Here is a 15,702-nt window from a genome sequence, read left to right on the forward strand (position 1 = left end):
TGTAACTTACCGTTGAGACATTGCAAACACTACTGGTCTTCCTGCTAAAAGCTGCGACAAATCGAAAACCTCATCCCAACTCGGTTTGCACCTGCCACAGATGAAGACTTCCTGATCCAAACCCACCGTCTCTTCATCAAACGCGGTCATGCGCCGTCGCCGGAAACCATGGAGTATCTGATATGCCTAAAATTGGATCGCGTGTTGGACTACCCAAAAGTCAAAGCAAACGGCGCCGCTGACTGTTGAATGGCACTCACCACGTGGGGCGCCTGCTCCCTATGTTGGGGATAACGCTCAAGTACCCGTTCAAGAGAAGTAAGCAATCGCTGAATACGCTCTTTGGGTCGTTCAACCTCACAACTCTGTGCGAACTCCAGCAGCCCTTGGCGCGAGGCAAATATTGACTTGTTACCCGCCAGATCCAATGCCAGAACATCCTCGGGGATGTAAGCCGTGGTATTGACGATGTCGTAAGCCGGCGCCAATCGCGCATCACGTTGCGTAGGTTCTGAGTAGAGCAAGCCAAAGTTCTTCAAATGAGCATCACCGTTTCCCACGATGCAGCTTAGAGCCACGCTATCGAAGAGTTGATCAAGCGACGATCGCTGATGCTCTGCGGGACAAAACAGCCGAATCGCTCTGGCGATTGCCGCGTAGCTTTTGCTGTACTTCTGATCAGCCGAAAGCCCCATGAGCGCCGCCATGTCCTCGAAACCGATCGGGTTGAGCTGCTCGTCTCGGTCAAAGCGGCGCATGACGAACAGCCTGGTGTTATCCGAGAGATAAAACTCTGGCACAGGAATGCCGGCATCCTTGGCGATGGACATGCACAGGAACTCGTTGATCGCCAGGCCGGGAAATTCGTCCCGGCTACCCTTCTCCACAGCAATGACCTTCTGACGCGTCAGGCCAGCAAGCTGCGCGAGATGGGCCTGAGTCAGACCACGATTCATTCGTTTTTCGCGTATCTGTTTGGCAAGACGAGAAATCAGCAAGGAGTAATCCATGTTCAGCTACCGTTACATTTATAAATAAATGTACCGCCTACGTAACATTAACCCGACCCTCGACTGATTCCGTTCAGTTTCCCCGACTGGACCAACACACACTCGGCCATGAACACTTTTTGTCATATCACTCGTCACTGAAATCCCGCCGCCCTTCTACACTCACCTCGCCCGCCCCATAAAAACCAACCAATGAGCCCCCATGACCACCCTCAAAGACCGCCTCAAACAAGGCAAGGACGCGCGCAAAACCTGCCCCCGCAACACCCAATCGGCCTTGGGCAACGTCGACCGCGACCCGTTGCCACTGATCAAGGCGTCCAGCGAGGGCCGGATAAAATCACTGGTCGAATTGCGCTACGGCCGCATGCTGGTGTCGCCTTTCACCTTCTATCGCGGCAACGCTCTGCTTCAGGCCCATGACCTGGCCGGCACGTCCAGCATGGGCCTGGTATCGCCGATTTGTGGCGACAGTCACCTGATGAACTTTGGCGGTTTTGCCACGCCCGAACGCAATCTGTTGTTCAGCGTCAACGACTTCGACGAAGCACACCCCGGGCCGTGGGAATGGGACCTCAAAAGGCTGGTGGCGAGTTTTCTGATTGCGGCGCGCGATCTGCGCCACGGGGAAACGGTCGAGGAAGAGGTCTGCCGCCAAGTGGTCGCGGCCTATCAAAAGACCATGACCGAATGCGCCGAACAAAGCGCACTGGAAACCTGGTACGAGTCCATCAGTTACGACGATTTGCTGGAGCAAGCGAGCAAAGCCACCCTTGAACACGTAGAGCGGGCCATCGAGAAGGCCGAGCGTCGGACCCATGCCGAGTTGCTGCCAAAGATCTGCGAGCGTGACGCCCATGGCCGTCTGACAATTCGCGATGACTTGCCGGAAATTTTCCACCTGCACACCACCACGACGCTGCTGGATGCCGATGATGACTGGCTGCGGCTCTCGGACTGGAAGCCGCTTTACGATACGTTCATGGGCGACTATCGGGCCACGCTACAAGCTGACCGTCGTGAGCTGTTGTCGCGGTTTCATCCCCACGACATGGCGTTCAAAGTGGTGGGCGTGGGCAGTGTCGGCACCCGTTGCCTGGTGGCGCTGTTGACCGACGAACAGGAGAATCCGCTGTTCCTGCAATTCAAGGAAGCACGCCGCTCGGTGCTCGCCGGTTACGTCAAGACCAAGTCACGGGTGCAGCACAACGGTCAGCGTGTGGTGAACGGCCAACGGCTGATGCAATCGGCCAGTGACCTGTTCCTAGGCTGGACCACCGGGCCCAATGGTCGACACTTTTATGTGCGCCAATTACGGGACATGAAAGTCTCCGCTGAAATCGAAACGTTCGACGCAGAAACCTTCGCCGCCTATGGACGAACCTGTGGCCGTGCCCTGGCCCGGGCCCACGCCAAATCCTCAGGGCACGCCGCGCAGATCAGCGGCTACATCGGCAAAAGTGATGCACTGGCCGATGCGCTGTTCAAATACGCCGAAGGCTATACCAAGCAGAACGAGCAGGATTTCGAGCGCTTCCAGCAGGCGTGCCGCAAGGGTCGCCTGCGGGCGCGTTCAGAGGCCGACTTTGCGGCGGATCATTTGCCATAAACCTGACGATGGGTCGAAGCAGATGAATTTTTCTTCACCCTATCGCCTCGCGCCAACCGGTACATTGCCCTCGCTCATTCAAGAAACTACGGTTTGCCCGCCCTCCCGCGGGCTTTTTTTTGCCTGGCGATTGACCCGAACGCGTACAAACGCCCGGATTCCGGGGCCCGGATGATCGTTGATGCAAATCACGCTTACCCCCCGCATTCGGTGTACCATCGACACCTGTCAATCAGATATCAGTTAGCCATGTCCACGCTAAGCGAAGAGAGCCGCCAGATCGTAGCTTCTCTGGCGCACCGTGTTGGTCCCAACGCTGACACTGCGAGAATCGCCCAGGCGATTGTTTCCACTTTGCAGGAAATGAACGCAGCCCTCACGCCCATCATCGGCCAGCAAGGGGTTGTCGCGCTGTACCGCCGCAGTCTCCATCTGTGCGCCTCCACTCATCCGCGTCTGGCCGGCACCTATGACAGTGTGCAGGCCGCGCTGGATCTGATTGCCCTCAACTCCGTACTCGTCGAGCAAAGCGAAGTCGATGCACTGTTTTTCGGTGAAGTGCTGCTGACCACGTTCTATGAATTGCTGACCACGCTGATCGGGCCCTCGCTCACCGCACGTTTGCTTCGTGGCGTGTGGGAACCTTCTTTGAGCGACACCCCTTCGCAGGAAAATTCGCCATGAGCACCAAAGTAACTATCAACCGTCTGGCCACCGGCGTGCCAGGACTGGACGAGGTGCTGGGCGGAGGTTTGCCGGAGTTTTCGTTCAACATGATTGCAGGCCCTCCGGGCTGCGGTAAAACCACCCTGGCGCATCAGATGATGTTTGCCCTGGCCACGCCTGAACGCCCGGCGCTGTTCTTCACCGTACTGGGCGAGCCGCCGCTGAAGATGCTGCGTTACCAGCAGCAATTCGACTTTTTCGACAGCGAAGCGATCAACCAGTCGATCCGCTACATCAACCTGGCTGACGATACCCTGGCCGGGAATCTGGACGAGGTGCTGCGGCGCATCGTCAGCGAGGTCGAGGCTCACTCGCCGTCGCTGGTGTTTGTCGACTCGTTCCGCTCCGTGGTGCTGGCCAGCCAGACCCAGGACAATCCGAACAACAACCTGCCGCAGTTCGTCCAGCAACTGGGCATGTTGATGACCACCTGGCAGGCGACGACCTTCCTGATTGGCGAATATTTCACCGAAACCGACACCAACCCGATTTTCACCGTGGCCGACGGGCTGATCTGGCTGCGCCAGAGCGTCGAGCGCAACTCGATGGTGCGCAAGATGGAAATCATGAAGATGCGCGGCCAGCCGACCTTGCCGGGGCTGCACACCTTCCGCATCGCCACCTCGGGGATCAAGGTCTTCGCCCCCGCGCCGCTGAACCCGATTGAAGCGCCGCTGGAGTTCCCGATCAAACGCCTGAAAATGGGCGTTCCGCAGCTCGACGACATGCTCGGCGGTGGTTTGCCCCGGGGTTATTCGTTGCTGGTGGCCGGGCCATCGGGTTCGGGCAAGAGCATTCTGGCGGCGACCTTCCTCGCCGAAGGCGCGCGCAACGGCGAAACCGGCGTGATTGCGGTGTTCGAACAACGGCCCAACCACTCGCAAAACGCCACGTTGGCCGGGCTGATCCAGAGTGGCAAGGTCGGTCTGGTGGATAGCCGGGCGCCGGACCTGTCCATCGACGAAATCGTCCAGTTGCTGCTCAGCGAGATCAACCGACTCAAAGCCACCCGTGTGGTGATCGATTCGCTGTCCGGTTTCGAACTCGCACTGGCACCGACCTTCCGCGAGGACTTCCGCGAGTCGCTGTCGCGCATGGTTACCGCGCTGACCAGTGCCGGGGTCAGTGTGTTGATGACCTCGGAGCTGGAGGACCGCTACACCGACCTGCGTTTCAGCCCTTACGGCACGGCATTCCTGACCGATGCGATCATCGTCCAGCGCTACATCGAAGTGCAGAGCCGTTTGCTGCGCATCATGGCCGTGGTCAAGGTGCGCGCCAGCGCTCACTCCGATGAGTTGCGCCTGTACCGCATCGACGATAACGGCCTGCAGATCGGCGAAATGTTGCCGGATCAGGAAGGCTTGCTCGGTGGCCGGCCAACCCGTCGGCCCGCCCTCCAGGACAAGGTGTAAACAAGGACCATGACCGAGGCCAATGGCGCGAATGCACAAGCGATGGCTACGGCCGCTCGCGAGTTGTTCCTGCTCGGCCAGAAAACCGTCGAGGCCCGCGCCGTGCTCGCGGCGCTGCAAAAAGAACTGAGCGACACCAACAACCGGTTGGTGGACGCCCAGCAGATCGAACACCTGGTGGAAGCCAATCAGCAATTGGTGCTGGCAGTGCTGCTGGCGCAAACCGATGCGGAAAAACCCCAGCGTTCGAAAGAAGAACAACGCCTGTTCCTGGAGATGCGCGAGGCCAACGCCCAATTGGTGATCGCCGCCCTAAGCGCGCAAAACCTGCAAGCCTCGGCGGAACACACCCTGGCCCAGCAACGCAACATTCTCACCCTTGTCGCCCATGAACTGCGCAACCCACTGACGCCCATCAGCATGATCGCCGGGCGCCTGGTACGAGTGCCCGCCGAAGAGCTGCCGCGCATGCAGGCGCTGATCGAAGGTCAGGTCAAACACATGTCGCGGCTGGTGGACGACTTGCTCGACGTGTCCCGCGCCAGCACCGGCAAACTGCGCCTGGATCGCCAAATTGTCGACATGGTGGAAATCATCCAGGGCGCCATCGAAGTGTGCAGCCCGCTGATGAACACCCGTCACTTGCACTTCAACGCCGAACTGCCCCCGTGCGCGCTGTCGGTGGACGGCGACCCGGTACGCCTCACGCAAATCCTTGGCAACCTGCTGGGCAACGCGGCCAAGTACACACCGGCCGGGGGCAATGTCACGCTGTCCGTCACCGCCAAGGATGACGTGCTGGAAATGAGCATTTGCGATGACGGCATCGGTATTTCCGCCCAGGCCCTGCCGTTTATCTTCGAGCCATTTGTGCAAGACGTGCATGCCATCGGCTTCAACGGCGCCGGCCTGGGTATCGGCCTGACGGTGGTCCGTGAGCTGGTGGAAGCCCATGGCGGCACGGTGGTCGGCATGAGCGACGGCGATGGCCAGGGCAGCACCTTTATCGTGACGTTGCCGCTGGTGGTTTGAGTTTTTCCGCTGGCCACGTAATGCTTGCGCGACGATCCCCGCGAACCGGAGCGCTCTATGCCGCTGTTGTCCCTGCCCTGTAAACGCCTGACCCTGGCGGTGCTCGACCCTGATCAGGCAACGCTGGAAAGCGACTTCTACCGCCGCAACCAGCGGCATCTGGCCCGCTGGTCACCGATTCGCCCCACCGATTACCACAGCCCTGAACGCATCCGCCCGCGCCTTGAGGTGCAAGCCAGCGCATTTGAAGCCGGCCTGGCGGTACATTTCGCGCTGCTGGATCCGGATAACGGCCAGATGATCGGCGCGTGCAATTTCAGCGGCATCACCCGCGGGGCGTTCCAGGCCTGCTATCTCGGTTACCACATCGACGAATCCCATCAAGGTCGGGGCTTGATGCAGGAAGCGCTGGAAGCGGGCATCGGCTACATGTTCGATGAGCAGAAACTGCACCGGATCATGGCCAATTACATCCCGGGCAATGAACGCAGTGCGCGGCTGCTGGAACGCCTGGGATTTGAACGCGAGGGTTACGCCAAGGCTTACCTGAGTATCGCCGGGCGCTGGCAGGATCATGTGCTGACGGCGTTGATCAACCCTGCACCACATACCCTATTCCGTTAAGCACTGAGCCAGCTATTGCGCGACGATCTGTTGCGCGGCATCGGGCAACAAACACCCCTTGGCCATCCACTGACAATCCCTGGCCCAAAGAAAACCGGTTTCAAGATTGCCTCGGTCGTCGTAGTAGTTCAGCCGCAACTGGCTGGCATTGAAGTCAAGTTTGGCAAACCCGGCATGCGCGTTGGCAAACGAGGTGTCCAGCGCAGTGGCGCCAACGGCGTAGAGTTTTTGGCCGCCAGCCCCGGACACCACCCAGGCGGGCTCTGCGGCGCGTAACAACAGTTGCTGATTGTGATCGTGCCCGGCCAGGAACATATCCACCTTGTTGCGTTCCAGTGCGGGCAACAGCAGGGAAACCAGTTCGCCATCCTCACCATGTTCGCCATGGTTGCGGACCGGGTGATGGGCCGCCGCAACGCGCCACACCGGCGCCGGTCCCGGCTGCTGGAAGGCCTGGTCAAGTAAATCGATCTGCCGCTGGAAGGATTCCCGTGGCGCCGCCGTGTCGAGGAAAACCATCCTCACCAATGGGCGTCCATCGACATTGCCGAAATCCTTGACGTAGAACGTGCTCGGCATCTGCCAACGGCCCGAGCCCTCGTGCCGCTGACCATATTCGACTTCGACCTTTTGCGACACCGGGTAATCGTGATTGCCCAGCACAGCGTAGAACGGCACGTGACTGAGCCACTGCCCCCAATAAACGCGCTCGAATTTCATCTGCCAGCTCAGGTCGTGAATGCCGGTCAGCGATTTGCCATAGAAGTTGTCGCCCAACAACACGACCATGTCCAGCCGCCCGTCCTTGGCCGCGACCCGCTCCATGGCTTGCCCCACTCGCCACTGTTGCAGATCGCCGCTGCCCTGATCGCCCAAGGCGATCATCGATACGACTGAAGGATCCAGGTCCATCAACGGAACATACGGCGCCGGCGGTGTGAACATCCAGTAACCCACAATCGATGCGGCGATCAACAGGATGATCAAGGCAATACCGGACCTGCGAACAGCTTTTCCAAGGGCGACACGTCTTGCGCCGGGCAATGGAGTCAGGGTGCGTTTCAATCAGGGGCTCACTTGGCATGGCCAGCCAGGCAGAAGGGAAACAAGGGTCAACCTTGGCCATCAATAGATCACACCAGTTGTTCACACTTTGTTAAGAATTCGCCCCGTATACTTTTTCCAGCCCGTTTTTTTTACGGCCCCCTTTCTTCGGTAGCCAGAACCTTATGTCGCGTCCTGCCCCGTTGCTGTTCCTGCTTGGCTGTCTGCTGTTTTTCTTCGCGCTTGGCAATCATCAATTGCAAGGTTCTACGGAAGCCCGGGTCGCCGGGATCGCCATGGAAATGCACCTGGACGATGACTGGGTGACACCGCGCCTGTTTGGCGAACCCTTTCTGGAGAAACCGCCGCTAAGCCTGTGGCTCGATGCCGGGGCCATCCGCGTATTCGGCGGCACACCGTGGGCGGTACGATTAGCGTCGGCGTTTGCCGGGTTGTTCAGTGTGATGGTGTTGTACGCCATGCTGCGCCGGTTCGGCCGGCCGAAGGCCATTGCCTGGACGGCCGGGATCCTGCTGGCGACGATGGCCAGTTACTGGAGCAATGTGCGCGGTGTCGGTGAAGACGCCTTGCTTGCCCTCGGTGTGACCATGGCGCTGTTGGGGTTTTTCCAGGGCCAACGTCATTCCACAGCCGGCAATGCGCTGCTGTTCGTCGCCGGGATTGCCATCGCGACCCTGAGCAAAGGCGTGCTGGGCCTGGCGATGCCGGGTGTGGTGATCTTCGCGTTTCTGCTGGCCGAGAGCCTGATGGATAAACGCCTGAAAATCACCGATTGGCTACGCCCCGGCCTGCTGACGCTGGTGGGGTTGATCCCGCTGATGATCTGGCTCGCCGTGTTGTATCAACGCGGTGGTGCACATGCGCTGGGCGAAGTCTTGCTGACCAACAGTGTCGGTCGCTTCAGCGGTTCATTCGTCGAGGCCGGACATTACGAACCGTTCTACTACTACCTGACCAAGCTGCCAGAAGCCTTCCTGCCCTGGAATATCCTGGTGTACCTGGGGTTGTGGCACTTTCGCAAAAGCCTGATGGCCAATCGTTACTTGCTGTTTTTTACCGTCTGGATCCTGGCGCAGTTCCTCATGCTGACGTTGGCGTCGAGCAAGCGCACGGTGTACCTGATGTCCATGACACCCGCCGCCGCGGTGATTGCGGCGGAGTATGCCCGCGTTCTGTTCGACAGGCTGAAGGCCCGTGAAGGCGCCTCAACGCTGCTCGGCCGTATCGCCCGGCATCGCCAAGCATTGGCCGCCGGTTTGCTCACCGTCGTTATCGCCAGCTACCTGGCCGCCGCCCAATGGGCCATGCCCCGGGCCGATATCGAGCTGTCCTTCCTGCCACTGACCGAGCAGATTCAGACGCTGCAGGCCAATGGACAAGAGGTTGCGCTATTCCAGGCCAATGAACGGGTCGGCGGCGCCACCGTGTTCTATACCCAGAAGGTGCTCAAGGGGTTGGACACCGAGGCGCAATTGCATGAGTTTTTGAAGGCGTCACCGACTAATGTGGCGGTGATGTCTGGCGAGAGTGAACCGGTGGCGCCGTTGAAGGTGCTGAAGATCATGATGGTAGGACGGCAGCCGTATTATTTTGTCGGGGAGTGATTCCTTCAGGTAGACCGCGTTATCGTTCTTCGCGGGCAAGCTTGCTCCTACAGGATTTATATCGCACACAATTTCGCGATCGACCTAGCCCCTGTAGGAGCGAGGCTTGCCCGCGGAGGCGATCTGCAAGCCACCACCAGCCCCTGGACCAGACAATAAAAAACCCGCCACCCTCAATCAGAGGCTGGCGGGTTTTTTTGTTCAAGGCTCGCTAAATCAACCAGCAACCTGCGGCTGCGCGACCTGTTCGGCTCGCTCGAGCTTTTGCAGCACAGGCTTCTCCAGCCGCACTCGCCCGTAAAATGCCAGCGCCGTCAGCAGACACGCCAGCCACACAAAGATCCCGGCCCAGAAGGTGTGGGACATGTAATGCCAGCCCTGCAAGACCCGCGCAGTGCCGTAGATGAAACCAAGCAGCAACGAGCCCCACATCACGGCTTTCGAGAAACGCCAGCGGTAGCGCCGGGCCACGAAGTACAACGCGAGCATGGTGAACCCACCCGAGGCATGGCCGCCCGGCCAGCAACGACCGTCGCCCGCTTCCCTGAACAACTGGAAGTTGTTGTACCACTCGACATGGGCGAGTTTGCCGCCGTACAGGGTCGTCTCAATCGGGCAATAAACGCTGGTGTGGGCCTTGAGAAAATGGATCACACCGGTGCAAATGGCAAAGGCGAACACCACGAACAGAAAATCCCGACGGTGCGCATGGGTGAACCTGAGCACCGGTGCGGCTTTGCAGCGCTCCAGAAAACCGCCAAGTCGTGGGTGCTTCTGCGGGTTCACCAGCGGCCACACGAACGACAGGATCGCGCCGATCAAGGCGATTTCAGCCGTCCAGTTCGGGATGATCCGCGCCCACTTGTGGGTCAGTTTCTCGAAGAAGTGAACCTTGTCGAGCGGGAATATCTGGGCAACCGGGTCAAACAACAGATTGCTGAAGGCGATGTCGATTTTGGTCATGTCGAACATCAGGAACACCACGGCCGCACAGGCCAGCGGAATACCGAAATTCACCCAGTAAAAACGGGAAGGGGAAGCTGTCTGCATCGTAAATCCTGAGTCAAAGAAATGAAGACATTCTATTGAGTGGTCACCGACTTCCAGTCGGAGGCCTCGATGTAGCCAAGAATGGTCGGCGCTTGAGGTGTTTGCGTGGAAACAAACAGAGAAGCACCATACCCCAGCGTGGAGGTCGACACGTTCATGCTTTTTTCCAGCTCGGTCATGCACTCGCTGTGGGTCACTAAAATCAGATTGCGGCCCGGCACTTTGTGCGCCAGGGCGTCGCGCAGCATGCTGCCCTTGCAACTGATCAACCAGTCTTCGCCCGCGCCCACCGAGTTGAACATGTAACCAGCCGTTTGAGCGGTGCGCACCATCGGGCTGTTATAGATGTCAGCCTTGGACAGGCCCAGGCGTTCGAAGTGAGAGCCGACAGCCACTGCGACGCCACGAGAACGGTCAGTGATGCCATCGTTGCCACTCAGGCACGCGGCCGTGGAGTGATCGCAACGCTCGACGTGGCGCACCAGCACGATCATGTCGCCCTTGGCCCAACCCGACATCAACGCCCTGGCGCCGACCACGTTGCCATGGGCCAGGTCCGGCACGGCAGCGGGCGCCAGCAGCCAGAAGGTCAGCGGAATGACCAACAGTGCCGAGGCGAGTACCACCAATGCATTGCGATAACGGGCAAAGCGGCTCAGATCAATCGAGCGTTTTATCCCGAACAGACTCAGTCTCAATTCCACAAAAAGCCGCCCCCGCCGGCATGCCGCACGTGTGATTTAAAGCGACAAGGGTAGAGAGGCTGACGTCGCCAGCAAGTGAAACCCATGTGAAAAAAAGCTTAAGACCGCCCCACAAACCTTGTTACAGGATCTGTCTGACAAAAACCTTTCAGCTCTCGGGATTGCTGCCGATACAGGTCTGCAACACACCTTGCTGGCACCTAAAAACAACAATCTTCCAGCCAACTGACGATATAGAAACACTACGTTCCTGGAGGAATTGTGATGAATAGCTGGTTCGGCAATATCAGCGTGAACCTGAAACTGGGCCTGGGATTCGGCCTGGTCCTGGCACTGACCTGCGTCCTGGCCCTGACCGGCTGGACGAGCCTGGGCGGGTTGATTGACCGCAGCAACTGGATGAGCGACATCACCCAGCTCAACGCCGGCCTGACCAAGCTGCGCGTGGTGCGCCTGCAATACATGCTGACCAACGGCGACGAAACCGCCGCGCAGAACGTCCAGACCACCCTCGACAGTTTTGTGACTCAGCAAACCGCACTGCTGGGTAAATTCAAAAACCCTGAAAACGTCAAGATGCTCAAAGAGCAGGCCGCGACCATCGCCGCTTACCAGACGTCCCTGAACAAAATGCGCGGCGCCTACCGCACCGGTAACAGTGCCCGCGATGCCATGGGCGCCAACGCCGAGACCGCCAGCACGCTGATCAACACCATCAGCACCCGCGTGCAGGACATGCCCCTGAGCGATCAGCGTTTCGAGCAGTTCCAGGCCATCACCCAGGCCAAGGAAGCGTTCATGCTGGCCCGCTATGAAGTGCGCGGCTACACCGCCAGCACCAACGCCGAGACCGAGCAAAAAGCCGTCGGCCAACTGGACGCGGCCATCGCCAGCCTCAAGCCGCTGAACGTGCATTTCGCCGAGACCCAGCAAGACGCCCTGCGTCAACTGGACACCGCGCTGACCAACTACCGCAGCGCCTTGCTGGCTTACAAAACCGCCAGCAACGAAGCTGTGCAGGCGCGCAAGGAAATGACCGACCAGGGCAACGCCATCGTCGACCTGAGCGACAAGCTGTATCAATTCCAGATCGATCGTCGTGACATCGAAAGTGCCCAGGCCCGCACCCTGCAACTGATCAGCACCTTGCTGGCATTGCTGGTCGGCGTGGTCGCGGCCGTGGTCATCACCCGCCAGATCACTGGCCCGCTGCGTGAAACCATGACCGTCGTCGACCGCATCGCCAGCGGCGACCTGACCCAAGACGTCAAAGTCACCCGCCGCGACGAACTCGGGGTGTTGCAGCAAGGTATCGGCCGCATGGGCGTGACCCTGCGGGATCTGATCAGCGGCATCCGCGACGGTGTCACCCAGATCGCCAGCGCGGCGGAAGAGTTGTCGGCCGTGACCGAACAAACCAGCGCCGGGGTCAACAGCCAGAAGATCGAGACCGATCAAGTGGCCACCGCGATGCACGAGATGACCGCCACTGTGCAGGAAGTCGCGCGCAACGCCGAAGAAGCCTCCCAGGCAGCCGCCGCCGCTGACGGCGAAGCCCGCGAAGGCGACAAAGTGGTCAACGAAGCCATCGCCCAGATCGAACGCCTGGCCACCGAAGTGGCACGTTCCACCGAAGCGATGAGCGTGCTGCAACAGGAAAGCGACAAGATCGGCAGCGTCATGGACGTGATCAAGGCGGTGGCCGAACAGACCAACCTGCTGGCGCTCAACGCCGCCATCGAAGCGGCCCGTGCCGGTGAAGCCGGTCGTGGTTTTGCGGTCGTCGCCGACGAAGTCCGTGGCCTGGCCCAACGCACGCAGAAATCCACCGAAGAAATCGAAGGCCTGGTGGCTGGCTTGCAGAACGGCACCCAACAAGTGTCGGCCGTGATGAACAACAGCCGCGCCCTGACCGACAGCAGCGTAGCCCTGACCCGCAAGGCCGGTGTTTCCCTGGAAAACATCACCCGCACGGTGTCCAACATCCAGTCGATGAACCAGCAGATCGCCGCAGCCGCCGAACAGCAAAGCGCCGTGGCCGAAGAGATCAGCCGCAGCATCATCAACGTGCGCGACGTCTCCGAACAAACCGCCGCCGCCAGCGACGAAACCGCTAAATCCAGTGTTGAACTGGCGCGGTTGGGTGGTCAGCTGCAACAGATGGTCAGCCACTTCCGGGTCTGACATTCACCGTCTGATCGTTCCCACGCTCCCGCGTGGGAATGCCTCAATGGACGCTCCGCGTCTGCTTCGGCATGTGACGCAGAGCGTCACGGGCTGCATTCCCACGCGGAGCGTGGGAACGATCAAATCAAAGTGATCGACGCAAATCCTGTAGGAGCAAGGCTTGCCCGCGAAGAGGCCCTACAAGCCAACATCAAATCCAACTGATTCCCCTCCCCCCGGCCCGCCGCGCTAAGCTCGAAGAAAATACCGAAGGCGCCCTATGACAATGCCGACCCACAAGCGAATCTACCTAGGCCCGGCCGTGTTGGTGCTGGTGAATATCGCCGTGCTGACAGCCGTCGTGCTCAGCAACATCTCAAGCGCCTATGGCCGGCACATGATCAAAACCACAGAACCTCTTCTGATCGAAGGGCGCAACGGCGATGAACACGACTACGTGCTGCCCCTCGGAACCACGCTCTATTACGATAAAAGCTACCCCGAAGGATTCGATCGTTATTGGGTTTACTTGAACCACAAAGGCGTCATCGCCCACGAAGAAGTGCCGATGAAGCCGGAATACGGCGGTGCTTTGATTGATCCACTTTGGCTATCGAATATCGACGCCGATACGTTGAAAGACCTGTTCAAACGCTTCCCCCTGTCAAAGGAAAACGTCGCCGCCGCCGTAAAAGCCAACCAAATCACCCGGGACGATTTGGCGGACATCCTTCGCTCGATGCCGGAGTGACACCAAGCGCCCCTGTACGCCGAAGGCTATTTAGCGGCCACCGCAGCCGTTGCTTTCTCTTCCCGCGAAGGCAGATTGAGCTCACACCCACTTGCACCAAATCTGTCGTGGATGCGGCTTCCAAGTCCTCCGGCGCAATCGACAGCTGCCAACGCTGTCTCCAAAATCAGGCGCGCCTCCTCTTCCATCGAATGTCCATGGTGGGCGGCGGCGATGCGCAGTTGTTCTGTTATCTGATCGTCAAGGTTTCGAATCGTGATGCTGGCCATACAACCTCCTGCAATCAATGAAATCGCCGATGATTGTGCCCTATTCACCGCGTCCCATGCTGCTGCAATGTCGATGGCATGAAGAGCCCATTGAGCCATTTACTTTAGCTGCGGTTTCAACATACCTTTCAGCGCATTGATCCGCGCACGCGGGCTTTGATCAAAGGACTACGATCATGCAATCCCTGGGCTTCACCTCGGTTCCTCCGCTGCTCAAATACGTGCGCCATGCCGAACAACTGGGTATGGCCATCGAGCCGGCGTTGGCAGCGGCCGGGTTGCAGGCGCAGCAGTTGAGCGACAACAGCCTGCGATTGCCGGGCGAAGCCCATGAACGATTGCTCGATTATTTCTGCGAGCATTCGGGCGATCCGTTGTTCGGCCTCAACGCCGCACGTTTTGTGTTGCCCAACTCCTGGAGCGTGCTGGATTACATCACCATGAACTGCGCGACCCTGGGCGATGCGATGAGCCGCATCATGCCGTTCGAAAAACTGGTCGGCGACATGGGCGTCAGTCGCGCCGAGGTGCGGGACGCTCACGTGCACCTGATCTGGACCTGCCGTCATCAACGGCCGCGCATACGCCGGCACCTGGTGGAAAACGTGCTCGGTTCCTGGTTGCAATACGCGCGCTGGATCGCCGATACCCAACTTTCACCGGCCGCCGTCTGGCTCGAACATGCACGACCGGCCGACACCACGCAGGCGCAGTACGAACAGTTTTTCGACTGCCCGGTACTGTTCGACCAGCCCTATTCAGCACTGATTGTGCCGTTGCCGTATTTGCAGTTGCCCTTGCGCCAGGCTGATCCGCAATTGCTGCGCACCCTGGAAGAACACGCCCTGGGACTCATGGCCACGTTGGAGGACGCGTCACTGGAGCAGCGGGTCAAAAGCATCCTGCGCCAGTTGCTCAAGGAAGGGTTACCGCGCAAAGAGCAGGTGGCCGAGCAATGCGCCGTGTCGGTGCGCACGCTGCAACGCCAGTTGCATCAGGCTGGTACTTCGTACCAGCAGATCCTTGATGACCTGCGCCAGGAACTGGCCGAGCATTACTTGCTCAACAGCACCTTGCCGATTCAGGACATCGCCCAGTACCTGGGTTTCACCGAGCCTCGCTCATTTCACCGTACGTTCAAAAGCCGCCGCGGGATGCCGCCCGGCGAGTTTCGCCAGGCCCACCGCGCGCCTGACAAAGGCTGAAACTCAAACACAAATCGCATTGGTAAACACCAGCCGATTGCCGAACGGATCGGTCACGGTCAGGTCCTGGCTGCCCCATGGTGTGGCCTGGATTTGAGGTTTGGCGTAGGTGTAGTCCTTGGCGCTCAGTTGCTGCTGGAAGGCTTCCAGTTCATCGGTTTCGATGCGCAATGCCGAACCCGGTGTGGCATCGCCGTGGTGTTCAGACAGGTGCAACACGCATTCGCCCCGGGAGATTTGCAGGTACAACGGGAAGTTGGCTTCGAAACGGTGCTGCCAGTCGATCTTGAACCCCAGGAAGTCGACGTAGAACGCCACTGCCTTGGCTTCGTCGAAGATCCGCAGGATCGGAGTGGTTTTGCCGAAGCTCATGAGGTTGCTCCCTGATAGGAAAAGCCCAGTGTAGCCGGGCTGGATGTCAGCACTTCGGCTTGGCGCGAGGATTCTTTAATTGCACATCGCCATCATGAGA

The 15,702-nt window shown here is 59.3% G+C and carries 14 protein-coding genes and 3 pseudogenes; 10 read left to right on the forward strand and 7 right to left on the reverse strand.

Going from position 1 to position 15,702, the window contains the following annotated elements; all coding sequences use genetic code 11:
* Positions 1-209 precede the first annotated feature (209 nt).
* Positions 210-881: pseudogene (locus tag BK667_RS21205) on the reverse strand (HipA domain-containing protein); the annotation flags it as partial.
* Positions 873-1,010 (reverse strand): annotated as a pseudogene (locus BK667_RS33855) (helix-turn-helix transcriptional regulator); the annotation flags it as partial. The pseudogenes BK667_RS21205 and BK667_RS33855, both read right to left, overlap by 9 nt.
* Before the next feature lie 202 nt (positions 1,011-1,212).
* Here BK667_RS33855 and BK667_RS21210 point away from each other — a divergent pair.
* The 5 genes from BK667_RS21210 (at position 1,213) to rimJ (ending at position 6,416) form a co-directional block, all read left to right on the forward strand.
* Positions 1,213-2,619: a DUF2252 domain-containing protein gene (locus BK667_RS21210; protein WP_123516517.1), complete on the forward strand. Its 1,407-nt coding sequence runs from the start codon at positions 1,213-1,215 to the stop codon at positions 2,617-2,619.
* Between the two features lie 171 nt (positions 2,620-2,790).
* Entirely contained in the window at positions 2,791-3,303 is a 513-nt protein-coding gene (locus tag BK667_RS33625) for a hypothetical protein (protein ID WP_259698138.1), read from the forward strand.
* On the forward strand, positions 3,300-4,760 hold the full coding sequence (locus tag BK667_RS21220; RefSeq protein ID WP_123598780.1) for an ATPase domain-containing protein: 1,461 nt from the start codon (positions 3,300-3,302) through the stop codon (positions 4,758-4,760). Before BK667_RS33625 ends, BK667_RS21220 begins: the two co-directional genes overlap by 4 nt.
* Before the next feature lie 9 nt (positions 4,761-4,769).
* Positions 4,770-5,792 (forward strand): sensor histidine kinase, encoded by a 1,023-nt coding sequence (locus BK667_RS21225; RefSeq protein ID WP_123516521.1) that lies wholly within the window; start codon positions 4,770-4,772, stop codon positions 5,790-5,792.
* Between the two features lie 57 nt (positions 5,793-5,849).
* The gene (rimJ, locus tag BK667_RS21230; protein WP_123598781.1) at positions 5,850-6,416 is read left to right on the forward strand and encodes a ribosomal protein S5-alanine N-acetyltransferase; all 567 of its coding nucleotides are present in this window, start codon (positions 5,850-5,852) and stop codon (positions 6,414-6,416) included.
* A gap of 12 nt (positions 6,417-6,428) precedes the next feature.
* On the opposite strand, the gene BK667_RS21235 is transcribed toward rimJ, so the two are convergent.
* Complete coding sequence (locus BK667_RS21235; protein WP_259698139.1) at positions 6,429-7,403, reverse strand: metallophosphoesterase; 975 nt, start codon at positions 7,401-7,403, stop codon at positions 6,429-6,431.
* Between the two features lie 242 nt (positions 7,404-7,645).
* Here BK667_RS21235 and BK667_RS21240 point away from each other — a divergent pair, with 242 nt between their 5' ends.
* Positions 7,646-9,085, forward strand: a complete 1,440-nt coding sequence (locus tag BK667_RS21240) for an ArnT family glycosyltransferase (RefSeq protein ID WP_123598782.1) — start codon at positions 7,646-7,648, stop codon at positions 9,083-9,085.
* A gap of 216 nt (positions 9,086-9,301) precedes the next feature.
* Here BK667_RS21240 and BK667_RS21245 read toward each other — a convergent pair whose 3' ends face one another.
* Complete coding sequence (locus BK667_RS21245; protein WP_123598783.1) at positions 9,302-10,135, reverse strand: phosphatase PAP2 family protein; 834 nt, start codon at positions 10,133-10,135, stop codon at positions 9,302-9,304.
* Between the two features lie 32 nt (positions 10,136-10,167).
* On the reverse strand, positions 10,168-10,839 hold the full coding sequence (gene pmrG / locus BK667_RS21250; RefSeq protein ID WP_123516529.1) for a lipopolysaccharide core heptose(II)-phosphate phosphatase PmrG: 672 nt from the start codon (positions 10,837-10,839) through the stop codon (positions 10,168-10,170).
* 399 nt (positions 10,840-11,238) lie between these two features.
* Here pmrG and BK667_RS34030 point away from each other — a divergent pair.
* The 3 genes and pseudogenes from BK667_RS34030 to BK667_RS21260 form a co-directional block, all read left to right on the forward strand.
* Positions 11,239-12,117: pseudogene (locus BK667_RS34030) on the forward strand (methyl-accepting chemotaxis protein); the annotation flags it as partial.
* Between the two features lie 201 nt (positions 12,118-12,318).
* Positions 12,319-13,023: a methyl-accepting chemotaxis protein gene (locus BK667_RS34035; RefSeq protein WP_375538782.1), complete on the forward strand. Its 705-nt coding sequence runs from the start codon at positions 12,319-12,321 to the stop codon at positions 13,021-13,023.
* 268 nt (positions 13,024-13,291) lie between these two features.
* On the forward strand, positions 13,292-13,756 hold the full coding sequence (locus tag BK667_RS21260) for a hypothetical protein (RefSeq protein WP_259698140.1): 465 nt from the start codon (positions 13,292-13,294) through the stop codon (positions 13,754-13,756).
* 26 nt (positions 13,757-13,782) lie between these two features.
* On the opposite strand, the gene BK667_RS21265 is transcribed toward BK667_RS21260, so the two are convergent.
* The gene (locus BK667_RS21265; protein WP_123516535.1) at positions 13,783-14,025 is read right to left on the reverse strand and encodes a FitA-like ribbon-helix-helix domain-containing protein; all 243 of its coding nucleotides are present in this window, start codon (positions 14,023-14,025) and stop codon (positions 13,783-13,785) included.
* Positions 14,026-14,201: 176 nt separating this feature from the next.
* Between BK667_RS21265 and gliR the strand changes: the two genes are divergently transcribed.
* Positions 14,202-15,230, forward strand: a complete 1,029-nt coding sequence (gene gliR, locus BK667_RS21270; protein ID WP_123598785.1) for an AraC family transcriptional regulator GliR — start codon at positions 14,202-14,204, stop codon at positions 15,228-15,230.
* A gap of 3 nt (positions 15,231-15,233) precedes the next feature.
* Here the strand turns inward: gliR and BK667_RS21275 are convergent, their stop codons facing one another.
* The gene (locus BK667_RS21275) at positions 15,234-15,602 is read right to left on the reverse strand and encodes a glyoxalase superfamily protein (protein WP_123516539.1); all 369 of its coding nucleotides are present in this window, start codon (positions 15,600-15,602) and stop codon (positions 15,234-15,236) included.
* Between the last annotated feature and the right edge of the window lie 100 nt (positions 15,603-15,702).

It is taken from the genome of Pseudomonas frederiksbergensis, assembly GCF_003732705.1.
GTDB classification, from domain to species: Bacteria; Pseudomonadota; Gammaproteobacteria; order Pseudomonadales; family Pseudomonadaceae; genus Aquipseudomonas; species Aquipseudomonas frederiksbergensis_F.